This is a genomic window from Gammaproteobacteria bacterium (assembly GCA_003696665.1).
Classification (GTDB): Bacteria; Pseudomonadota; Gammaproteobacteria; order Enterobacterales.
In genome coordinates this window covers 1-20,458 of sequence record RFGJ01000044.1, presented here as the reverse complement: position 1 = coordinate 20,458, position 20,458 = coordinate 1, and the positions used below count along the sequence as shown (strand labels likewise).

Below are 20,458 nucleotides of genomic sequence, written 5' to 3'. Positions count from 1 at the left end.
TTTGGAGGGGCTTTCACCTACACACGAGCCGCCAAACTAAGGCGCTTGGTGGTTGAACTTCCGTTGACTGACATCGTGTTGGAAACGGATGCACCCGATATGCGGCCAGCCACATGTCGCAGTCAGAGGAATACTCCGATTCATTTGTTTGATGTTTTTCGCGCAATGTGCGAACTTAGGGATGAATCCCCGGAAGAGATCGCACGGCAAACCACACGAAATGCGTGCGACGTGTATCGCTTAGATTTTGATAAGGTGATTGAGGACTGTTAAATCCCTATGACAACGCCTGACCGCAAGGAAACCGCGCCAAGTACCGCAAAAGATATCCTGACCAGGCTTTATCAGCAAAAGCGCATCGACGCAGACGCTTTTAAGCTCGCACTGCTCAAAGTTCGGAGTGCGACCCGAAAAGGGCTGACACCCATTGAACAAGTCGCGTGTTGCGGGTTGACTGATCTTCGTACCAAACAAGTACTCGACGCACAACAGATTACCGAGTGGCTTGGTCGAGAGGTCGGTATGGATGTCGTGGTCATCGATCCGCTCAAAGTCGACGTGGACCGTGTCACGGCAGTCATGAGTCGCGCCTTTGCCGAGCGCCATCATATTCTCGCTATCGAACATAACGCAGTGGGTGTTGTCATCGCTGCAAGTCACCCTGACACCAGCGCTTGGCTGCCGGGGCTTGAGCATACATTGCGTAAGCCGATTCGGGTGGTGCTGGCCAATCCGGCTGATATCCGTCGGTACCAAAAAGAATTTTATGGCATATCGCGTTCCGTACGTGGTGCAGAAGGGGAAAAGCGTAAGCAATTTGCTGTCGATAATTTCGAGCAACTTGTGGAACTTGGGCGTAGTGGGGAGCTCGACGCCAACGATTCCCATGTTGTGAGCATTGTAGATTGGTTATTGCAATATGCGTTTGATCAACGGGCAAGTGATATTCATATTGAGCCACGTCGAGACGTCGGGAAAGTGAGGTTTCGAATTGATGGACTATTACACAATATTTACGAATTGCCCGGAACGGTCACGTCGGCAGTGATCAGCCGTTTGAAGATACTGGGCCGTATGGACGTGGCGGAACGCCGACGTCCTTTGGATGGGCGAATCAAGAGCAAACTTGCTGATGGCAAGGAAATTGAGCTCAGATTGTCAACCTTACCGACCGCATTCGGCGAAAAACTGGTGGCGCGGATTTTTGACCCTGACGTGGTGCTTCGTTCCTATACAGAGCTAGGGTTTTCAATAGAGGATGAACGGACATGGCGGCAAATGGTGCAAAGGCCGCATGGGATTGTGCTGGTCACTGGACCCACTGGCAGCGGTAAAACCACGACCCTCTATACCACTCTAAAGCATTTGGCGGTGCCGACGGTCAATGTTTGTACCATTGAAGATCCTATTGAAATGATCGAACCTCGGTTCAATCAGGTGCAAGTGCAACATGAAACAGGGGTGACCTTCGCGTCAGGCATTCGGGCGTTATTACGCCAAGATCCCGATATCATCATGGTGGGTGAGATTCGCGATCCAGAAACGCTTGAAATGGCAGCACAGGCAGCGCTGACTGGCCATTTGGTGTTATCAACATTACATACCAATGATGCGCCGTCGGCCATTACGCGTCTTCTCGATTTAGGTCTTGAGCCATTTTTGTTAAATGCCACGGTGATTGGTGTCATGGCGCAAAGACTGGTTCGCGTCTTGTGCCCACATTGCAAAGAGGCGCGGCCGTGTGATGAAAAGGACTGGCTGCCTTTCGTGAAAACAGAAGTGCCCAAACCAGAGATGATGTTCCAAGCAGTTGGTTGCCGACACTGTCGTCAGACCGGTTATCTGGGCAGACAAGGCATTTATGAGATGATGACGATCAGTGAGACGATTCGGACGCATGTCGTTCACTCCCCGGATCTCAAGAAGATTCGCGCCATTGCCGAGCAAGAGGGCATGCGAACACTTTTAACATCCGGAGCACTTAAAGTGGCTGACGGGACGACAACAGCCACTGAAGTCCTACGTGTGTGTAGCCTCTAATGAGGCGACGTGCCGTCCTTGGCATTCCTTGTGTTAGAGCGCAGCCACTTCCGCACGTTTTTCCGTCAGTTTTTTGATTTTTTCTTGCGTATCAAGCAACCGTTGTCTTTCCTTTTCGACGATTTCCGCCGGTGCCCGTTCAACGAAATTTTGGTTGCTCAATTTTCCTTGTAGTTGTTGCTTTTCTTTTTCCAGTTTTTGCAACTCTTTGTCCAATCGTGCCAGCTCTTCCTCTTTATTGATGAGGCCTGCCATAGGGATGAGCACTTCAAGGTGGCCACTCAAGGCCGTGGCGCTTGGCGGCGGCGTTTGGTCTTCAGGAAGCGCCTCACATTGTGTCAACTTGGCAAGTTTCATCAGGAGCGGCCGGTATCGATTGAGTCGCTCGTGGTCCTTGGGCTCGGCATTTTTGAGCCACACGGTTAATGGTTTGCTGGGTGAAATGTTCATTTCTCCCCGAATGTTTCTTACGCCTTCGATAACCCCTTGCAACCAGCTAATGTCGTCAAAGGCCTCGTGGTCCGCGGTTAAGGCCGAGATGTCGGGGAAGGGCGCCACCATAATGCTCGGTTGTGTCGGGGCGTCCGGCAGTCGAGATTTGACTTCTTGCCACAAGGCCTCGGTGATGAACGGCATCATTGGATGCAGCACGCGCAGGGAGTGCTCGAGCACTGACAACAGCGTATATCGAGTGGCATTCTTCGTGCTGTCATCTGTTTCACCGTTCAGGACAGGCTTTGTCAATTCCAGATACCAATCACAATATTGGTGCCAGATAAAGTCATAGATTGTTTTGGCGGCCAGATCGAAGCGGAACTCGGCCAGATGTTGCTCGTAGGTTTCAATGGCTTGACGCAGCGATGTCAAAATCCAGCGGTCGGCTGCGGTCAAATTTGTGTGCTCCGGCTGGCTAATTTTATGGCCATCGGTTTGCATAAACACATAACGGGCGGCATTCCACAATTTATTGCAGAAGTTGCGGTAGCCTTCCAAGCGTTTCATGTCGAACTTGATGTCACGGCCAGTGGTGGCCAGTGATAGAAAGGTAAACCGAAGCGCATCAGTACCGTGTGGTGCGATGCCGTTAGGGAATTCTTTGCGTGTCTGTTTTTCAATTTGCGCAGCTTTCTTAGGCTGCATCATGCCAAACGTACGCTGTTTGACTAATGACTCCAAATCAATGCCATCAATAATGTTCAATGGATCAAGCACATTTCCCTTTGATTTGGACATTTTTTGTCCTTCGCCGTCACGCACAAGACCGTGCACATAGACTTTGTGAAATGGGACTTGACCGGTGAACTTGAGGGTCATCATGATCATGCGCGCGACCCAGAAGAATATAATGTCAAAGCCCGTGACCAACACGCTGGTTGGGTGGAAAGTTCGCAGTTCAGGCGTGTCGTCAGGCCAGCCCAAGGTTGAGAACGTCCAAAGGGCTGAAGAAAACCATGTGTCAAGTACGTCTTCATCTTGTCGGAGCAGGGTGTCGGGCCCAAGTTTGTACTTTTGCCTAACTTCATCTTCCGAACGACCCACATAAACGTTGCCGTCAGCATCGTACCAAGCCGGAATGCGGTGGCCCCACCAGAGCTGTCGTGATATGCACCAATCCTGGATGTCACGCATCCAAGCAAAGTAGGTATTCTCCCATTGTTTGGGGACAAACTGTATTTTGCCTTCTTCAACGGCCTTTATCGCTGGTTCGGCGAGGGGCTTGACTTTGACATACCACTGATCGGTCAGCAAAGGTTCGATCACCTCGCCTGAACGATCACCCCTTGGTACTTTAAGATGGTGATCTTCAACTTTTTCAAGTAACCCTTGCTGCTCAAGAGATTCGATGACAGCCTTTCTCGCAGCAAATCTGTCCTGCCCAGCCAAATACTCCGGGATTTCCCGTTGCTCCGAGAGCACTGGCGCGCCATTCCAGTCAAAGGCTTCGGCTGTTTTCCGAATATGGGCAGTGGGCGTCATCACGTTAATGAGTGGTAATTGGTGACGGCGACCCACTTCATAATCATTGAAGTCGTGTGCTGGCGTGATTTTGACGCAGCCGGTGCCAAATTCGCGATCGACATAATCGTCAGCAACGATGGGAATTTCACGATTGACAAAAGGAAGCACGACCTTTTTGCCGATCAAGTGGGCATACCGCTCATCGTCCGGGTGGACGGCAACCGCCGAATCGCCAAGCATGGTTTCGGGACGTGTCGTTGCCACGACAATAAAATCCTTGCCGTCTTTTGTGCGCGCGCCTTCTGCCAGCGGGTAGCGGATATGCCAGAGGAAGCCTTTTTCGTCCTTGTTTTCGACCTCTAGATCGGAAATGGCGGTTTGGAATTTAGGATCCCAGTTTACCAACCGCTTGCCTCGATAGATGAGGCCTTCGTCGTACAGTCGGACAAACACTTCCTTAACGGCATTTGACAAGCCTTCGTCCATGGTGAAGCGTTCACGTGACCAGTCGACGCTGGCGCCCATACGACGCAATTGTTGGGTAATGGTGCCGCCTGAAGTTTCCTTCCATTCCCAGACCTTGCGCACGAAAGCTTCACGGCCAAGGTCATGCCGGGTTTTTCCTTCTTGCGCAAGAAGACGTTCAACGACCATTTGCGTTGCAATGCCCGCATGATCGGTCCCGACTTGCCAAAGGGTATTATACCCTTTCATGCGGTGGTAACGAATGAGTGTGTCCATCAGGGTGTCTTGGAAGGCGTGCCCCATATGGAGTGAGCCAGTCACGTTTGGCGGCGGAATCGCGATGCTATAGGCTGGTCCCACACCTGACGGCTTAAAGAACCCAGAATGTTCCCAAAATTCATACCATTTCTTTTCGATCGATGCAGGGTCGAAAGTCTTTGGCATTTCTTTGTTGCTTTGATTGTTTCCGCTCATAGCTCTTTACTTGTTGTTTGGGTTTTGTTGATACATTTGTTCGTACGCACTTTGCCAGGCATTGGCCAGCTGTTGCTGCAACGCATGAAAAACTTTTTGTGCAAGCAACTGATCTTTTTCACCAAGCGTGTCTGTCCAGGCAATCAGGTGGACCCAGAAATTTTGCCAGCTTTCCTGTGCCTGATGGTGTGTCTCTGCTGGCGGGACAGCAATGGCGTCAGACAATATGGGCGCCACATTTTCCACTTGCCCGACGTCTGTGACAACATCATCCAGCAGTGGCACATCTCCATTCTGACTGGCGCCAGATAGAGATCGTCGTATGGCGATGAGTTCTTCCAGTAAACTGGTACGTTCATCCTTGGATGTCATTGTCAGCCCCTGTCCACGGCTTAAATTCTGTTTGCACCCCTTGCTGGCGATACGATTTAAATCGTTTTCGAGCCTCTTGCCGATCTGCCTCATCGGCTGGCACTGGTTCATGCCATGTGTGGCACTGTATTTCGTTGATTGCTAGGCGTTCCGATAGATTGATGGCGTGTTCAAAGGGACGACTTGCCGGTTGGACGCTCGGGCCAATGACGACAGGCGCTTTGGATGCCGTTGTTTCATCAGCGAGTGCGTGTGCAATAAAGCGATCGGGGAGTTGCCACAGCAACTCATCCAATTGTTCCGCGTTACGGATATCTGGCGTCAGCACCGCGATGTGAGTGCGCGGACCATAGTGTTGCAGTACGACAGAAATGGCCCACGCATCCATGGACAAATTTTCAGGAAGCTCCCAAAAAATCGCCTTCATCAGTTAGCCAATCCAGCCTGCTTAAGAAGGAATTGTGCCAAAAGTGGCACAGGTCTTCCCGTAGCACCCTTTTCTGCGCCCGATTTCCATGCTGTGCCGGCAATATCCAAGTGAGCCCACTTGTATTTTTCCGTGAATTTGGACAAGAAACATGCTGCGGTGATGGCACCTCCAGGTCGTCCGCCAAGATTTGAGAAATCCGCAAATGGGCTTTTTAGCTGCTCATGATATTCAGGCAACAAAGGCATTCGCCAAGCCAGATCGGCGGCTTCTTCACCAGACGACAGCAACTCATTAGCCAACGGGTTGTGATTGCTGAACAGCCCAGAAACAATGTGTCCGAGCGCAATCACACAGGCGCCGGTCAATGTCGCCATGTCGATGACATAGCTTGGATTAAAGCGCTCAGCATAGGTCAAAGTGTCACATAAGACCAAGCGCCCTTCGGCATCTGTGTTCAGAATCTCCACTGTTTTGCCTGACAATGTCTTGACGATGTCACCAGGTCTTGTCGCACCACCATCCGGCATGTTTTCTGCGGCGGCGACGAGTCCGACAACATTCAGAGGGAGGTCGAGGGCCAATACTGTTTGCATTGTCCCAAAAACACTGGCCGCGCCGCCCATGTCAAACTTCATTTCATCCATGGCTTCGCCTGGCTTGAGCGAGATACCACCGGTGTCGAAGGTGATGCCTTTGCCAACCAGAGCGATAGGGGCCTCGGTTTTGTTGTCTTTGTTGCCGGTATACTTCATGACGATCAAGCAACCCGGGCGTTTTGAGCCTTTAGCCACAGCAACGAAAGCACCGGCGCCCATGCGCTCCAATTCATCCTGTTCAATCACTTGCACTTCTAGGTTGGGGTGGGATTGTGCGAGCTGGCGAGCTCTTTCGGCCAGATATTGCGGATGACATACATTGCCAGGGAGATTGGCGAGCGTACGTGCTTCATTCTGACCAATTGCCACTGCCTGGCCGTGCTTGACAGCGCTTTCGCCGACAGGAAGATGACGACGCGATCCAACATCGATAACCCAGCGTTTGGGGTTGGTTTTGTCCGAAGCTTTCTCGGTTTTGAAGACGTCAAAGCGATAGCGATGCTCTTCACAGGCTTCGACCGCAAAACGGACTTTCCAGTACAGATCGCGACCTTTCAGCGATAGCTCGGTCAGATAACTGTAGGCTTCTGTGGCACCGGTCTTACCAAGTTGTGCCAAAACCATTTTGTGCAGCTTCCGGTACCGTGATATATCCAAGGCACGTTCCTTGCCCACACCGACCAGCAAAATACGATCAGCCAGACAACCCGCGACATCGTGCAAGAGCAGCATCTGGCCAAATTCACCGTCCATGTCGCCTCGCCGCATGATTTGGGCGATTTTTCCATTGCATTCTTTGTTAAGTTTTTCTCCGGACTCGGTCAGCTTACGCCTTTCGTATACCGGAATAATCAGGCAATTGGTTCGTTGTTTTTCCGGTTGGCCACTTTTGACAAAGTATTCCATAAAAACTCCAATCGATGTTGAGGATAGTGCCATATGATATCGAAAGAAGATCTGGATAATCGCTTCCGATTCACATCAAGGGCAAGTGATCTCATTCGAGCCCGTAAGTTTATCATTGATGTTGAAAAAATGCAGAGCTTTGCGATTTCAATCTGTTAAAATGACCGCGCACATTGACGCTTGATGAACCCAACGCCATTGGACGCAACTATTGATGCTGTTAAAGAAATATATCCGGTCTGAAATTCTAAAAAGTTCATCGGCACTACTGCTCGTGTTGCTGCTCATCTTCAGTTTGCATAGGCTTGTCTATTACCTTCGCCATGCGGCATCAGGAGAGTTGTCGGGTGAGTTGATAGGGCAATTGTTGTTGTTGCAAATCCCGCGTATTTTGGGACTGCTTCTCCCACTAGGGCTGTTTTTAGGTTCATTGCTCGCCTTGGCAAGAATGTATGCGGACCAAGAAATCAACGTGATGCGAGCCGTTGGGCTTGGTCATGGATGGTTAATGAGAACGGTCTTCACCCCAGCACTGATCTTGGCGATGGTGGCCCTAGGCTTGACCGCATGGCTAACGCCTTGGGCAACTGCCAAACAACAGTCAATACTTGACAAGCAGCGAGCACAACGAGATTTGGTTTTGTTAAAAGCCGGGCGATTTCATCAGAGCAGCGACGGTCGGACGATTGTGTTTGTCTATGAGAAGGATTCGGACGGTAGGATGAAGCGCGTATTTATGGCACAGATTCCGCAACACGATAGAGATGACATTCGCGTTGTGACGTCAGACAACGGCCAAATCCTACGCATGGAAAATGATGAGCGCTTTCTAGTGCTTGATAATGGTGAACAGGTTTCCTTGCCCATTGATATGAGCGAGGCATCGATCACAAAGTTTGGCAAATACCTAGTGAGCATTCCTGAGCCGCTAGCAAAACCAACCCGATTACGAATTTCGGCCACACCAACAGAAGAGTTGTGGGCCGCTCACGATCGTGCTGCCATTGCAGAGCTTCAATGGCGGATTTCATCGGCAATTTCGGTTGTGGTTCTCATGCTGGTGGCAGTGCCATTGGCACGCACGCGTCCTCGAGAAGGGCAATATGCACGGCTACTGCCGGCATTGGCCGCCTATCTTGTGTATATTGGATTGCTCAGTTTGAGTCGAAATAGTGTCGAGAAAGGACACTTGCCAATGTACATAGGGCTGTGGTGGGTGCACTTGGTGGCATTGAGCTACGTCATATTGGAGTCGGGCATATTTTATCGCAGGCGTTGGCAAAAATAATGAATATCATTCGACGTTATCTTGGAAAAACCGCGCTTATCGGGATTATTCTCGCCCTTTTTTTTCTGGTAGGGCTCCGGATGCTGTTTCTATTTATGGATGACCTTCCGAACGTGGGCAAGCATCAATACACCATGCCGTTGGCGTTAACGTACTTGTTTTTGCACTTCCCGGTATTTTTGTATGAGTTCTTACCAATGGGGACCCTTGTTGGCTTGATGGGCGCGCTTGGTCTGCTCGCCAGCCGCAACGAGTTAACTATCGTTCGGGCGATCGGCCTGAGCCCGTCAGCGATTATCATGGCCTGTGGCCGGATGATATTGCCCTTTGTTGCGTTGATTATTTTGGTCGGAGAATTTATGGCACCGACAGCAACGCAGTGGGCACAAGAGATTCATAGAAATGCGGTCTCGGGCGGACGTATTGTGGCTTCTGGCAAAGGGTTATGGGCGAAAGACGAAGATCTTTTTGTGTATATTGGACAGGTCGTACGCGGCGTAACGCGTGAGCAAAGTGCTGTATTGAACGATGTCCGGCTATTCCAACTGGATGAAAACTTTCGTGTTCAGGGCATCACGCTTGCCAAGCGAGCGACATACCAAGGCAATCATCAGTGGCGCTTGGTGCAAGTCACTAATGTTGCGATTAGTGAGGACAAAATCACTCGCCAACCAGCTATACAACAGGTATGGCATAGTCAATTAACTCCAACCAATCTGGACTCGGCAGATTTGCAGCCGGATGCCATGAATATACTGGAGTTATATCGTTTTATTGACTTTCTTAAGCTGAGTCAGCTTGATGCGGGAGCCTATGAGCTGGCTTTCTGGCGAAAAGTGTTTCAGCCGATCACCATTATTGTCATGATGATGCTCGGTGGTGCCATGGTATTTGGCAGCATAAGGCATGTCAGTGTAGGCGTTCGGCTTTTGTCTGGAGTGCTTATAGGCCTTGGTTTTTGGACATTGAACGAAATTTTCGGGCCATTCTCCCTTGTCTACGGAATATCACCGTTTTTTGGTGTCTTATTGCCAGTGGGAATTATCGCGTTACTTGCTCACTACCGATTAAGTCGGCTTCATTAGTTCGAAGGTGCTTTTTGCAACAGGCGTGTGTTCGACACAATGTCTTGTAACGCACGTTTTTGTGGGTCGACGAGGCACCACAGCCAACCAATGACCAGGAGGCCGGATATGAAACGGAGGGCTGATTGCCACAGGGTAATGGGTTGTTTGTCAGGCCGAATCACATAAAGATGCCAAGACTTCATGCCGAGCGTTTGTCCACCGTTGCGCCAGGATAAGTGAAAATAAATGAAGACAGAAAGCAGCATTATGCTTCGCACGATCCAGCTTCCCCAAAGAACATGCTCTTCGATTACGGCGTATTTGCCAAGGATAAGTATTGCGGTCACAAATATGACGACGAAAACGCCCATAAGCAGCCCTATGACGGCCAGTCCATCGTAGACGGCGGCCAGTATTCGCTTCCAAAGTGGGGCAGGAGTCAGAGTCATCTTCGTATACTCAATATCTTCAATTTGCCGGATATGTTACCAAATGAAATTTTTTTTGGATCCATTATTGACAAGCAGGGAGGCGATATTGATAATACCGCTCGCCAGCAACGCTGGTTGCAATCAAAAGAGCGCCCGTAGCTCAGCTGGATAGAGTACCTGGCTACGAACCAGGTGGTCGGAGGTTCGAATCCTTCCGGGCGCGCCATTTCAATCTTTCTTTGCACGATAAACTCCCCACAAGAGTTGACGTTGTCAGCAGCGAGGCTAAGCGCCCCGCACCGACAGTGTAATGCCCGAATTTCCGGTCTTTATTCGAACCGATACGGAAGCTCAATCGTCTGTAACCGGTAAAATCTCAATGGCAAGCGCATGGATTTCAGAGCCCATCAGATCCGCCAAAGCTTGGTAAATCTTTTGATGTGCCTTTACGCGGGGCAGCTCTGCCAGTTGGGCGCTTTGTATCACCACGCGAAAATGGCCGGCGCCACCTGCTTGTGCGTGCCCAATGTGCTGGTCACTTTCGTCAATGACGTCAAGCTTGGTTGGCGAAAGGGTCTCGGTTAATTTGCGATAAATCAATTGCTTTCGATCGACTGGCGTCATGGCAATACCTGCTTGAACGGCTTGATGGATACATTTTTGTAGATTTTATGCACTACATAGGGATCTTCGGAAACCCATTGTTGTGCCTCATCTAAAGAGTCAAATTCGGCGACAATGAGGCTGCCTGTGAAACCAGACGTGCCTGAGATGTCTTGATCAATGCGCGGACATGGGCCTGCAAGCACCAGACGACCTTCATCCAGTAACTGTTGCAATCGTTGTCGATGCGCATTGCTGTATTGGCCCCTGAGGTGGCTGTTTTCCGGCGCATCTTCGGCAAATATGACATAAAGCATCACTATTCTCCTATTGGGCTGTCGCATTGATGACGCAAGACGACGGCGGTCGCGATGATGGTGACAAATGACATAAGAGTCAATCCCCATACCTTGAAATTGACCCAGACGGATTCCGGCATATAAAAGGCAAACCAGTAATTACCAAGCGCTTGCAAAAAATAAGAGAGACTCCATAACGTGGACACCTTGCGCCAAACGAGGGCATCTATCTGGTTAAGATCGCTATCAAATGCCACGAATAATCGCGCTATGAGTGGTTTTCCCATTCTATCGGTGATCAGTATAAGCAAAGCCAAGAGCCCCAAGAAAATCGTCGGTTTCCATTTGATAAACGTCGGATCGTGTAAAACAAGTGTCAGTCCGGAAAAGCATACAAGGACTATGTAGCCCACCATCCGGAAACGGCTGACTGTGCCAGTTCGCCAGCGAATGAAGAATAGTTGAGCGGTGCTGGTAATGAGAAGGCCAGTCGTCGCCACATAAATATCCGCCAGTTGATAGAGACCAAAAAAAACAACGAGTGGAGCGAACTCGATAAGTGGCATCATGATATGTCTAATATCGAAGAATAGACCGGGCTCGAGTGTAACTTGCCTAGGGAGGTTTTTAAATAGTCATTGTGTCGGTGCTTTATTGTGCGATAATTTCTTTCCAAAGAAATGAGAAGGTCGCGCGCATTGAACTCAGAGGTACAACTTTGGACTGTGCCTGAAGACAGGGCAGGCCAGCGCATTGATAATCTTTTGATGGCACGGCTGAAAGGCGTGCCGCGTTCTCGAATTTATCGTATGTTGCGCAAGGGGGAAGTGCGCGTTAACAAGCGTAGATGTAAAGCCGACTATCGGGTTGAAGCCGGCGATCTGATTCGAATTCCGCCAGTGGAATTAGCGCCCGAGAAACGTGCACCTTCGATTCCCCGGCGGTTGATGGCAAAAATTGAGCGTTCGATTATTGCTGAAGGCGATGGATGGATTGCTCTGAACAAACCATCCGGTGTGGCAGTTCACGGTGGTAGTGGCCTTCAGTTTGGTGTGATTGAGGTGCTTCGGGCCATTCCCGGCCTATCGAAAACGTCGATTGAATTGGTGCACCGACTTGATCGCGATACTTCGGGCATATTGCTCATTGCAACGAAGCGCAGTCGGTTAAGGTGGCTGCACCAGCAGCTTCGGCAAGGCACTATGCGCAAAACGTATCAATGTATTGTTCATGGGCGTTGGCCTCGGGAAGTTCAGTCTGTCGATTTTGCCATCGTGCCGCGGACTCGAACTGGAGGCGAACGAATTATGAAAGCAGTGGCGGCAACGACAACAGAACATGCTGCCAAGCCTGCGTTAACGCATTATCGATTGATTGCGCAAAGAGGTCAGTTCGCTTGGTTGGAGGCGATGCCTGTGACCGGGCGCACACACCAAATTCGAGTGCACTGCGCAGCGATGGGGTGTCCCATCATAGGTGACGACAAATACCGGACCGATAAGCACCTTAAGGAAATCGAAAAATCAAAGGGGATTGATCGATTGGGCTTGCACGCTTGGAAGCTCAGTTTCCTAGAAAAAGAAAACGGTAACAGAATCGAAATTTGTGCCGACCTGCCGGAACTCTGGCGTACCCTTGGGGGAGCTAAGTGATGAACCAGGTGCCTGAGTTGGCGGTATTTGACTGGGATGGCACGTTGGTAGACTCGGTCGGAAAGATTGTTGAAAGTGTTCGCGATGCCGCTCGACAGTTGGGCATGCCAGCACCGGACGAAGCTGAGATTCGGCAGGTCATTGGTTTGAGTCTAGGGCCCGCGTTGGATCGCCTTTTCCCATTGCTTAAGTCTGATAAGGATAAGAAAAAGTTGGCAGAGGCGTATAAGCGAGCATTTGTGGAACGAGACACTGCACCGTGCCCCTTGCATACATATGCGTCTGAGTACCTATGGGCGCTTCATCGGAATGGGGTGAAACTTGCGGTGGCGACCGGCAAATCCCGACGTGGATTAGATAGGGCGCTCGCCGCGTATCCAACGCTACCCGATTTTTCCGTCACCGCTTGTGCAGATGAACATGTCGGCAAACCGAACCCTCAAATGTTGCTCTATGTGCTTCGCAAAACAGGCTGTAGGCCTGAAAAGAGTTTGATGATTGGTGATACGACCCATGATATACAAATGGCGAAGGCTGCCAATGTTGGGGCAGTGGCGGTGACCCATGGTGCGCATCCACGAGAACAGCTGCTTTCGGCAGAACCACACCTCCTTGTCGAAAGTTTCAAGTCCCTAAGCATATGGACCTTTAAGCGTTCGCTTTCGGACATAGAGGATCAATCCCGGCTGTCGTCATAAGTTGAACCAGTTTGATCAGTGGTAATCCTATCAGCGCATTGGGATCTTCTGTGTGAATGGAATCAAAAAGCGCAACACCAAGCCCTTCCGACTTGAAACTTCCCGCACAACCTAAAGGTTGTTCCGTGTCGATGTAGTAGGTCACTTGTTGGCGAGTGAGCTTTCGAAATTTGACCGCGGTGACGTCAATCGCCGTTTTTTCGATATTATTGACGTGGCTGACTAGGACAACACTGGTATAGAAATTGACCGTCTGGCCAGAAAAACTGAGTAATTGCTCAATGGCTGCAGCGCGAGAGCCCGGTTTGCCAATAATTTGGCCACGGTGAAAGGCCACTTGATCAGAGCCGATCACCCAGGCATCGGGATTGACACGGGCAATGGCGTTTGCCTTTTCGCTTCCTAAACGCATCACCAGTGACTCGGGTGGCTCATTCGCCTGAGGCTGTTCATCGATTTCTGGTGCCTGTGCTTCAAATGGCAGCTGAAGTTTTGCCAGCAACATTTGGCGAAAAGGAGAAGAAGAAGCCAAAATCAGTCGCATTTGGTGTCCCTGTCAAACCGGAAGGGGCAAATTATCACCTTATAGGCTGACGACATGCAATTTTTTTGACCAGATGGCGACAAATGGGTATTATTGCGCGCCTATGAAAGAGCGTGTACTACCCGAGCGGATTAATCCAGCGCGGCTTGCCAAAGAGGCAATAGAACTCAGTGGGCAGCTTCGGTTGGCGAATGAGCCACGCGTTCACATGCTTCTGATTGAAGATGCGCCGCATCAAGTAGCGTGTCGCGTGAGCGCCCACCGAGACGCAGAAGGCTGGCTTCATCTCACGGGACAGATGGAAGGACAGGTCACAATGACTTGCCAAGTGTGCTTGCAGCCGGTGCCGTATACGGTGGCACGCACATTTGAGTGGCTGGTGGTCGCCAGTGATGAGCAGGCCAAACGCGTGCTCGCTGAGGTAGAGCCGGTTATCATGGATGAAGATGGCGGGGTGGCCCTGCATGACAATTTACTGGATGAATTATTACTGGACTTACCGATTGCGCCAGTCCACTCGGCGTCGGAACACTGTGCTCATCGACACAGATTGAGCAATGAGGATGATGCGCTGGTAAATGAACATAGAACACAGCAGCCTTTCAAAAATTTGAAAGATTTGCTGTCTAAGTGATAATTCGATCTCTCAACTTGGGCAATTAGGAGACCAACAATGGCTGTTCAACAAAACAAAAAATCTCGTTCACGCCGTGGCATGCGCCGTTCGCATGATGCATTGCGTGCACCCACCATTAGTGAAGACCAAACGACCGGCGAGATGCACCTACGTCACCATATGACGCCAGACGGTTATTACAAAGGCCGCAAGATCATCTAACTCCTGTGCGGGCACTTGCCGAAGATCGTCGAGTTAAGCTCGTTGTCGATTGTATGGGGGGCGATCGAGGTCCCCTAACAATGGTTCGGGCGGCGTTTGCTGTAATGCAGCGCCATCCGAACCTATTTGTTTATCTGGTCGGTGACGAAAATCAGATCAGACCACTTAAGCCCACACTTCCCAATATCACACCGAACCGGTATCGTATTCTACACGCGCCGCAAGTGGTCACCATGGATGACCGTCCCTCACAAGCCTTAAGAAGCAAATCTGATAGTAGCATGAGCCGAGCGTTAACTATGCTCGCGGCAGCAGAGGGGGATGGGATGGTGAGTGCGGGGCATACCGGCGCACTTATGGCCTTTGCACGACGGTCCCTAAACATGTGTCCGACGATTGCGAAGCCAGCGATTTCCACGGTATTGCCAAGTGCGCATGGATTCACGCGCATGTTGGATTTGGGCGCCAATGTCGACTGTGACTCGGAAACATTGTACCAGTTTGGCATTATGGGCGCGGTCCTGGCTAAAGAAGTTGACGGGCATGACAGGCCGACGATTGGTTTGCTCAATGTTGGTAAGGAAAACAACAAGGGCAGTGACCGCGTTCGCCAAGCGGCCAATTTGTTAGCCGGCTGTCCTTACGGGCAATTTGTGGGATTTGTCGAGGGGCAGGATATCTTTTGTAGCCCGATAGATGTGGTTGTGTGCGATGGGTTTGTTGGTAACTCAGTATTAAAAGCAGCAGAAGGCTTGTCCTTCTACTTTGCTGAGTTGGTTCAAAAGCGCTTGCTCAAAGGTGTTAAAGGAAAGGTCCTGAAATACCTGTTAGCCCCTAGATTGCGAAAATTGCGGAACGAAATTAATCCCGATCGCTATAATGGGGCGAGCTTCGTTGGATTTGACAAAGTTGTGGTCAAAAGCCATGGACACGCCGACGAAGCGGCAGCAGCACAAGCGATGGAAGAGGCACTGAAACAAATTCATGGCGACGTTCCGAAAAGGATCTGGCGCCATTTGGAAAAGATAGACGGCAACGAGGAAGACTTGTGAAGTATAGCAAAGTACTTGGCACTGGTAGTGCGCTACCGAAGAAAGTTCGAACCAACCATGATCTTGAGAAAATGGTGGATACCTCGCATGAGTGGATTGTTGAACGAACGGGGATCCACCAACGGCACATCGTCAGTGAAGACGAAAATGCAACGTCGCTAGGGACATTGGCCGCGCGACGAGCGTTGGACATGGCAGGATTGCAGCCCGGCGATATTGATATGATTATCGTGGCTACAGTCACGCCAGACCGAAGCTTTCCAAGTACCGCATGTTTGATACAAGCGAAACTGGATTGTCCTGGGATCCCGGCATTCGATATTACAGCAGCCTGCGGTGGATTTGTTTACGGATTAAGCATTGCCGATCAGTTCATTCGTACTGGCCATAAGCGTCGAGTGCTTGTGATTGGCGTTGAGGTGCTGAGTCGCCTGTGTGATTGGTCGGATAGAACAACCTGCATCTTGTTTGCGGATGGTGCTGGCGCCGTGGTGCTTGGCGCAGCCGATGAGCCTGGCATTATTTCGACGCATATTCATGCGGATGGTAGCTACGAACCGTTGCTTTACGCACCGCATCCACTGGCGGATCGAACAGGTCTCGAGTCTTACATTCACATGAGTGGCAATGATGTCTTTAAGGTGGCTGTGCGCACTTTAAGTCAGATTGTTGATGAGACGTTGGAGGCGGCAAATATCGACCAAAGTGAAATTGATTGGCTTGTCCCGCATCAGGCGAATATCCGGATTATCCAAGCAACAGCCAAAAAATTGGGCATGTCCATGGATCAGGTGGTCTTGACCATTGACAAACACGGGAATACATCGTCTGCATCGATTCCATTGGCTTTTGATGAAGCGGTACGGGATGGCCGGATTAAGCGGGGGCAGTTGATATTGATGGAAGCTTTCGGAGGCGGGTTCACTTGGGGATCGGCGTTGCTTCGTTTTTAGGGTGGGATCAAAACGATGGGCTATCAAAAATTTTTCATGTTTCCTGGACAGGGTTCACAGCGCATCGGCATGCTGTCGGGCTATGCCGAACATCCTATTGTCAAAGATGTATTTTCTGAGGCCTCTGACATCTTGGGTTTCGATGTTTGGAGGCTCAGCCAAGAAGGCCCAGAAACACAGCTCAATCAGACCGAGTACACGCAGCCAGCAATTCTTACTGCGAGCATCGCACTATGGCGCGTGGGCCAATCAACAGGTCTCACGGGCGATATTCTGGCAGGTCACAGTTTAGGCGAATTTACCGCGCTGGTTGCGGCTGAGGCGATGAGTTTTGAGGACGCCGTGCAACTTGTACGCTTTCGCGGTCAGCTGATGCAGGCAGCGGTGCCGGAAGGGAAGGGGGCAATGTGTGCGATTCTGGGACTTGATGACGATAAGGTTATCGAGTGCTGTAAGGAGGTTGCCGGGAAAGAAATCGTTGAAGCGGTGAACTTCAATAGTCCAGGGCAAGTTGTGATAGCAGGTCACACGAATGCAGTGGAAAGAGCCGCTTCGCTATGTCAAACAGCGGGAGCGAAACGTGTCATTCCATTGCCGGTCTCTGTACCCTCGCATTGTGCCTTGATGAAACCAGCGGCAGAGCGACTTAAGCGTGCTTTGGAAGACATTGATATCCGGACACCGAAACTGCCAGTGATACGAAACGTTGATGCCACGTTGTATGCCAGCCCAGGCGATATTCGCGACGGGCTCTATCGCCAATTGTTCAGCGCGGTGCGGTGGACTCAAACGCTGCAATTTGTTGTGGAATCAGGGGTTGAGGCCGCGTATGAGTGTGGTCCGGGTAAAGTACTTTGCGGTTTAATGAAACGCGTTGCGCGTCGCTTACCTACTATCGATTTGGAATCAGAACTGTTGAAGTCGTTGAGTGAGTAAAAAAATGGGAACAAATATGGAACAGAGAGTCGCACTGGTCACGGGCGCGTCTCGTGGCATAGGTCGGGCCATTGCACAACGCCTGGCAGAGGATGGACACTATGTGGTTGGTACGGCCACCACCGATTCTGGTGCCGAGTCGATTACCGAATATCTTGGTGACAAGGGTGTGGGCATACGCTTGAATGTCACATCTGATGAAGATCTATCAGCCCTAGTCAATTGGTTCAATACCACCGTTGGCCGACTTCCGGATATTTTGGTTAACAACGCTGGTATCACCCGCGACAATTTGATGATGCGGATGAAAGAGGACGAATGGCAAGCTGTGATCGACACGAATTTAACCGCTATATTTAAGCTCACCCAGCGTGTGTTGAAAGGGATGGTGAAGAAGCGTTGGGGGCGAATAGTGTCTGTTGGTTCTGTGGTTGGCAGCATGGGCAATGCCGGTCAAACAAACTATGCGGCCGCCAAAGCTGGCGTGATTGGTTTCAGTAAATCTTTGGCGCGTGAAGTTGGTCAACGAGGCATTACTGTCAATGTGGTTGCGCCTGGTTTTATTGATACCGACATGACGCGTGCGTTGAGTGACGAGCAGCGCGAAAAATTGTTCGCGCAGATTCCGGCAGGCCGCCTGGGACAGCCTGAGGAAATTGCACATGCCGTCAGTTTTCTCGTGTCAGAACAAGCCGGTTATATCACAGGCACCGTACTGCATGTAAACGGCGGCATGCTCATGGACTGAGGTCAAACCAGTTTGATAACGCCATTTGGGACTTGCAAAGTCCTGTAGAATTCATAAACTAGCGCAAGTGCCACTTTTCGGCCTGCATTTGGAGGAAAATTTAAGTCATGAGCACGATCGAAGAACGCGTAAAGAAAATTGTTGTTGAGCAATTGGGTGTGAAAGAAGAGGAAGTCACTCCGGAAGCATCGTTCGTTGATGATCTGGGTGCGGACTCACTGGATACGGTAGAATTGGTGATGGCGCTTGAGGAGGAATTCGACACAGAAATTCCTGATGAAGAAGCCGAGAAGATTACGACGGTTCAGGCGGCCATTGATTACATCAAAGCAAACGTTGAAAATGCCTGATTTGATATAGGCTTCAATCGAGAAAAAGGCGGTGCCTCGGCACTGCCTTTTTTGTTGAAACGATGCAAATCCCTGGGAGAGGACAATGAAAGGCAAACGCGTGGTGATTACGGGTTTAGGCGCTATCAGTCCAGTAGGTCTGTCGGCCCAAGAATCATGGGAGGCTGTGCTGTCTGGGCGTTCTGGCGTGACACATATCACGCACTTTGATGTCACCAATTTCCCAACAAAAATCGCCGCGACGGTGAAGGATTTCGACCCGACACGTTATGTGTCGGCGAAGGAAGCACGCAAACTCGATCCGTTCATCCTTTATGGCGTGGCTGCCGCGAATGAAGCCATTAAGGATGCTGGATTTATGGACGATAACAGGACGCCGGCCGACCGTGTCGGGGTTGTGTTTGGTTCCGGTATCGGCGGCATGCACTTGACCGAAAAGAACACGCTTGCACTTCATCAGTCTGGCGTTCGACGGGTGGCGCCCACTTATATTCCTTCGTCGATTATCAATATGGTCGCTGGGCAAATCTCCATTCAATACGGTTTTACTGGCCCAAATTTAAGCATCGTCACTGCCTGCACCACTGGCTTGCATTGTGTGGGGGAGGCGGCCAGACTCATTGCTTGGGGTGACTGTGACGTGGTCATTGCCGGTGGTTCAGAATGTGCGTCCACACCGCTTGGCATGGCTGGTTTTTCTGCAGCAAAAGCGTTGTCTACGCGAAATGATGAACCGACAAAAGCCAGCCGCCCTTGGGATCGCGACCGAGATGGGTTTGTCCTTGCGGATGGCGGGGCTGCCCTCGTGCTTGAGTCGCTTGAGCATGCGCGACGTCGTGGTGCGAGAATATACGCAGAAATTGGCGGGTTCGGAATGAGTGGTGATGCTTACCACGTCACAGCGCCCCCTGAAGACGGGCGTGGTGCTGCATTGGCCATGCGTAATGCCTTGCGTGATGGTGATGTTGAATTAGAGATGATCGATTACATCAATGCTCATGGTACGTCGACGCCGCTCGGTGATCTTGCGGAGACGAATGCCGTCAAGCACGTGTTCGGGGAGCATGCCTACAAGCTGATGATCAGTTCCACTAAGTCGACCACAGGCCATTTGCTCGGTGCTGCAGGTGCCATTGAGACGTTGTTCACCACTTTGGCCATTTACCACCAAGTGGTCCCGCCCACGATCAATCTCGATAATCCAGACGACGGCTGCGATCTTGATTACGTACCAAATATGGCGCGAGACGCAAAAATTGATTATGCGTTATGCAATTCATTTGGATTCGGTGGCACAAATGGTAGTTTGTTAATTCGTCGATTTGCTTAGCCAACGTGACTGAGGCAATTGCATTTCCCATTGGTGTTATCCGCACACTTAAAGTTGTCAATGGTGCGCCAGTCGGTCTGGAACATCATGTGGCGCACTTTTTTTCTGACATCCACCGTATCGCCGCAGTTGCGCCAGAAGAAACAACGGTTAAGACCATGATAAAAAATCATGCCGCGCTCACCTCGGGTGTGGCAGTGTTACGAATCACGGCAATTTGGCAGCACGTGAACGAATCGCCTCACCTTGAAGTGGATGTTCGACCTTTTGAGGCATGGCCAGAAATCGCCAAGGTTCAAACTTATCAGCTGAGTGCGAACACGGTGTCACCTTTCCCTGGTGTAAAATTATCGGCAAGAGCCGTTTATAAAAAGCCATTTGGCCTTTTGAGCGCGGGTAAAGTCGATGAAGTTTTGTTGGTGAATAC

24 protein-coding genes and 1 tRNA gene are annotated in these 20,458 nt (G+C 50.6%); 16 read left to right on the top strand and 9 right to left on the bottom strand.

The window, feature by feature from the left end; translation table 11 throughout:
• Positions 1–273, top strand: a 273-nt coding sequence (locus D6694_01325) for a hypothetical protein (protein RMH47895.1), incomplete at its 5' end; no start/stop codon positions are given.
• 6 nt (positions 274–279) lie between these two features.
• Positions 280–2,040: a type II/IV secretion system protein gene (locus tag D6694_01320; protein ID RMH47894.1), complete on the top strand. Its 1,761-nt coding sequence runs from the start codon at positions 280–282 to the stop codon at positions 2,038–2,040.
• Positions 2,041–2,073: 33 nt separating this feature from the next.
• On the opposite strand, the gene D6694_01315 is transcribed toward D6694_01320, so the two are convergent.
• Genes D6694_01315 through D6694_01300 form a run of 4 tightly spaced genes read right to left on the bottom strand, consistent with a single transcriptional unit; the run spans position 2,074 to position 7,242 of the window.
• A complete protein-coding gene (locus D6694_01315) occupies positions 2,074–4,908 on the bottom strand; it encodes a valine--tRNA ligase (GenBank protein RMH47897.1) in 2,835 nt (944 codons plus the stop codon).
• Positions 4,909–4,944: 36 nt separating this feature from the next.
• Complete coding sequence (locus D6694_01310) at positions 4,945–5,310, bottom strand: hypothetical protein (protein RMH47893.1); 366 nt, start codon at positions 5,308–5,310, stop codon at positions 4,945–4,947.
• Positions 5,294–5,737, bottom strand: a complete 444-nt coding sequence (locus D6694_01305) for a DNA polymerase III subunit chi (GenBank protein ID RMH47892.1) — start codon at positions 5,735–5,737, stop codon at positions 5,294–5,296. The genes D6694_01310 and D6694_01305 overlap by 17 nt, the downstream gene beginning before the upstream one ends.
• Positions 5,737–7,242, bottom strand: a complete 1,506-nt coding sequence (locus D6694_01300; protein ID RMH47896.1) for a leucyl aminopeptidase — start codon at positions 7,240–7,242, stop codon at positions 5,737–5,739. The genes D6694_01305 and D6694_01300 overlap by 1 nt, the downstream gene beginning before the upstream one ends.
• Before the next feature lie 214 nt (positions 7,243–7,456).
• Here D6694_01300 and lptF point away from each other — a divergent pair, with 214 nt between their 5' ends.
• Both lptF and lptG read left to right on the top strand, forming a co-directional pair.
• Entirely contained in the window at positions 7,457–8,530 is a 1,074-nt protein-coding gene (gene lptF / locus D6694_01295) for an LPS export ABC transporter permease LptF (protein ID RMH47891.1), read from the top strand.
• Positions 8,530–9,615 carry an LPS export ABC transporter permease LptG gene (gene lptG / locus D6694_01290; GenBank protein RMH47890.1) on the top strand — a complete coding sequence of 362 codons (1,086 nt, stop codon included), beginning with the start codon at positions 8,530–8,532 and terminating at the stop codon, positions 9,613–9,615. Before lptF ends, lptG begins: the two co-directional genes overlap by 1 nt.
• Here the strand turns inward: lptG and D6694_01285 are convergent.
• Positions 9,612–10,046, bottom strand: a complete 435-nt coding sequence (locus D6694_01285) for an RDD family protein (GenBank protein RMH47889.1) — start codon at positions 10,044–10,046, stop codon at positions 9,612–9,614. The genes lptG and D6694_01285 overlap by 4 nt on opposite strands.
• Before the next feature lie 131 nt (positions 10,047–10,177).
• Here D6694_01285 and D6694_01280 point away from each other — a divergent pair.
• Positions 10,178–10,254, top strand: a tRNA-Arg gene (locus D6694_01280).
• 125 nt (positions 10,255–10,379) lie between these two features.
• Here the strand turns inward: D6694_01280 and D6694_01275 are convergent.
• Genes D6694_01275 through D6694_01265 form a run of 3 tightly spaced genes read right to left on the bottom strand, consistent with a single transcriptional unit; the run spans position 10,380 to position 11,499 of the window.
• On the bottom strand, positions 10,380–10,652 hold the full coding sequence (locus D6694_01275) for a BolA family transcriptional regulator (GenBank protein RMH47888.1): 273 nt from the start codon (positions 10,650–10,652) through the stop codon (positions 10,380–10,382).
• Complete coding sequence (locus D6694_01270; GenBank protein RMH47887.1) at positions 10,649–10,948, bottom strand: YciI family protein; 300 nt, start codon at positions 10,946–10,948, stop codon at positions 10,649–10,651. Before D6694_01270 ends, D6694_01275 begins: the two co-directional genes overlap by 4 nt.
• A 2-nt stretch (positions 10,949–10,950) precedes the next feature.
• Positions 10,951–11,499 carry a septation protein A gene (locus tag D6694_01265; GenBank protein ID RMH47886.1) on the bottom strand — a complete coding sequence of 183 codons (549 nt, stop codon included), beginning with the start codon at positions 11,497–11,499 and terminating at the stop codon, positions 10,951–10,953.
• Positions 11,500–11,610: 111 nt separating this feature from the next.
• Between D6694_01265 and D6694_01260 the strand changes: the two genes are divergently transcribed.
• Together D6694_01260 and D6694_01255 are read left to right on the top strand one after the other, a co-directional pair.
• Positions 11,611–12,582 carry an RluA family pseudouridine synthase gene (locus D6694_01260; protein ID RMH47885.1) on the top strand — a complete coding sequence of 324 codons (972 nt, stop codon included), beginning with the start codon at positions 11,611–11,613 and terminating at the stop codon, positions 12,580–12,582.
• Entirely contained in the window at positions 12,582–13,280 is a 699-nt protein-coding gene (locus tag D6694_01255; protein ID RMH47884.1) for an HAD family hydrolase, read from the top strand. Before D6694_01260 ends, D6694_01255 begins: the two co-directional genes overlap by 1 nt.
• Here D6694_01255 and D6694_01250 read toward each other — a convergent pair.
• Positions 13,231–13,824: a septum formation inhibitor Maf gene (locus D6694_01250; GenBank protein RMH47883.1), complete on the bottom strand. Its 594-nt coding sequence runs from the start codon at positions 13,822–13,824 to the stop codon at positions 13,231–13,233. The two genes, D6694_01255 and D6694_01250, sit on opposite strands and share 50 nt — an antisense overlap.
• Before the next feature lie 73 nt (positions 13,825–13,897).
• On the opposite strand from D6694_01250, the gene D6694_01245 reads away from it, so the two are divergent.
• The 9 genes from D6694_01245 to D6694_01205 all read left to right on the top strand — a co-directional run.
• Positions 13,898–14,458 carry a hypothetical protein gene (locus tag D6694_01245; protein RMH47882.1) on the top strand — a complete coding sequence of 187 codons (561 nt, stop codon included), beginning with the start codon at positions 13,898–13,900 and terminating at the stop codon, positions 14,456–14,458.
• 39 nt (positions 14,459–14,497) lie between these two features.
• Positions 14,498–14,662, top strand: coding sequence for a 50S ribosomal protein L32 (locus D6694_01240; protein RMH47881.1), 165 nt, complete (start codon positions 14,498–14,500; stop codon positions 14,660–14,662).
• A 5-nt stretch (positions 14,663–14,667) separates the two neighbouring features.
• The gene (plsX, locus tag D6694_01235) at positions 14,668–15,714 is read left to right on the top strand and encodes a phosphate acyltransferase PlsX (GenBank protein ID RMH47880.1); all 1,047 of its coding nucleotides are present in this window, start codon (positions 14,668–14,670) and stop codon (positions 15,712–15,714) included.
• Positions 15,711–16,667, top strand: coding sequence for a ketoacyl-ACP synthase III (locus D6694_01230; GenBank protein ID RMH47879.1), 957 nt, complete (start codon positions 15,711–15,713; stop codon positions 16,665–16,667). Before plsX ends, D6694_01230 begins: the two co-directional genes overlap by 4 nt.
• Positions 16,668–16,682: 15 nt before the next feature.
• The gene (gene fabD / locus D6694_01225; protein RMH47878.1) at positions 16,683–17,603 is read left to right on the top strand and encodes a [acyl-carrier-protein] S-malonyltransferase; all 921 of its coding nucleotides are present in this window, start codon (positions 16,683–16,685) and stop codon (positions 17,601–17,603) included.
• A gap of 4 nt (positions 17,604–17,607) precedes the next feature.
• Positions 17,608–18,351: a 3-oxoacyl-ACP reductase FabG gene (fabG, locus tag D6694_01220; protein ID RMH47877.1), complete on the top strand. Its 744-nt coding sequence runs from the start codon at positions 17,608–17,610 to the stop codon at positions 18,349–18,351.
• A 107-nt stretch (positions 18,352–18,458) separates the two neighbouring features.
• Positions 18,459–18,701: an acyl carrier protein gene (locus D6694_01215; protein ID RMH47876.1), complete on the top strand. Its 243-nt coding sequence runs from the start codon at positions 18,459–18,461 to the stop codon at positions 18,699–18,701.
• Between the two features lie 85 nt (positions 18,702–18,786).
• The gene (fabF, locus tag D6694_01210; protein RMH47875.1) at positions 18,787–20,031 is read left to right on the top strand and encodes a beta-ketoacyl-[acyl-carrier-protein] synthase II; all 1,245 of its coding nucleotides are present in this window, start codon (positions 18,787–18,789) and stop codon (positions 20,029–20,031) included.
• A 5-nt stretch (positions 20,032–20,036) separates the two neighbouring features.
• The coding region (locus D6694_01205) for a hypothetical protein (GenBank protein RMH47874.1) at positions 20,037–20,458 on the top strand (422 nt) is incomplete at its 3' end.

Excerpts from the sequence above, each read along its gene's own strand:
- lptG (RMH47890.1), top strand. The coding sequence starts at position 8,530 with ATGAATATCATTCGACGTTATCTTGGAAAAACCGCGCTTATCGGGATT.
- D6694_01315 (RMH47897.1), bottom strand. The coding sequence starts at position 4,908 with ATGCCAAAGACTTTCGACCCTGCATCGATCGAAAAGAAATGGTATGAA.
- D6694_01240 (RMH47881.1), top strand. The coding sequence starts at position 14,498 with ATGGCTGTTCAACAAAACAAAAAATCTCGTTCACGCCGTGGCATGCGC.
- D6694_01300 (RMH47896.1), bottom strand. The coding sequence starts at position 7,242 with ATGGAATACTTTGTCAAAAGTGGCCAACCGGAAAAACAACGAACCAAT.
- D6694_01285 (RMH47889.1), bottom strand. The coding sequence starts at position 10,046 with ATGACTCTGACTCCTGCCCCACTTTGGAAGCGAATACTGGCCGCCGTC.
- D6694_01275 (RMH47888.1), bottom strand. The coding sequence starts at position 10,652 with ATGACGCCAGTCGATCGAAAGCAATTGATTTATCGCAAATTAACCGAG.
- D6694_01215 (RMH47876.1), top strand. The coding sequence starts at position 18,459 with ATGAGCACGATCGAAGAACGCGTAAAGAAAATTGTTGTTGAGCAATTG.
- D6694_01250 (RMH47883.1), bottom strand. The coding sequence starts at position 13,824 with ATGCGACTGATTTTGGCTTCTTCTTCTCCTTTTCGCCAAATGTTGCTG.
- fabD (RMH47878.1), top strand. The coding sequence starts at position 16,683 with ATGGGCTATCAAAAATTTTTCATGTTTCCTGGACAGGGTTCACAGCGC.
- D6694_01270 (RMH47887.1), bottom strand. The coding sequence starts at position 10,948 with ATGCTTTATGTCATATTTGCCGAAGATGCGCCGGAAAACAGCCACCTC.
- D6694_01260 (RMH47885.1), top strand. The coding sequence starts at position 11,611 with ATGAGAAGGTCGCGCGCATTGAACTCAGAGGTACAACTTTGGACTGTG.
- D6694_01265 (RMH47886.1), bottom strand. The coding sequence starts at position 11,499 with ATGATGCCACTTATCGAGTTCGCTCCACTCGTTGTTTTTTTTGGTCTC.
- D6694_01305 (RMH47892.1), bottom strand. The coding sequence starts at position 5,737 with ATGAAGGCGATTTTTTGGGAGCTTCCTGAAAATTTGTCCATGGATGCG.
- D6694_01320 (RMH47894.1), top strand. The coding sequence starts at position 280 with ATGACAACGCCTGACCGCAAGGAAACCGCGCCAAGTACCGCAAAAGAT.
- D6694_01255 (RMH47884.1), top strand. The coding sequence starts at position 12,582 with ATGAACCAGGTGCCTGAGTTGGCGGTATTTGACTGGGATGGCACGTTG.
- lptF (RMH47891.1), top strand. The coding sequence starts at position 7,457 with ATGCTGTTAAAGAAATATATCCGGTCTGAAATTCTAAAAAGTTCATCG.
- fabG (RMH47877.1), top strand. The coding sequence starts at position 17,608 with ATGGGAACAAATATGGAACAGAGAGTCGCACTGGTCACGGGCGCGTCT.
- D6694_01245 (RMH47882.1), top strand. The coding sequence starts at position 13,898 with ATGGCGACAAATGGGTATTATTGCGCGCCTATGAAAGAGCGTGTACTA.
- fabF (RMH47875.1), top strand. The coding sequence starts at position 18,787 with ATGAAAGGCAAACGCGTGGTGATTACGGGTTTAGGCGCTATCAGTCCA.
- D6694_01310 (RMH47893.1), bottom strand. The coding sequence starts at position 5,310 with ATGACATCCAAGGATGAACGTACCAGTTTACTGGAAGAACTCATCGCC.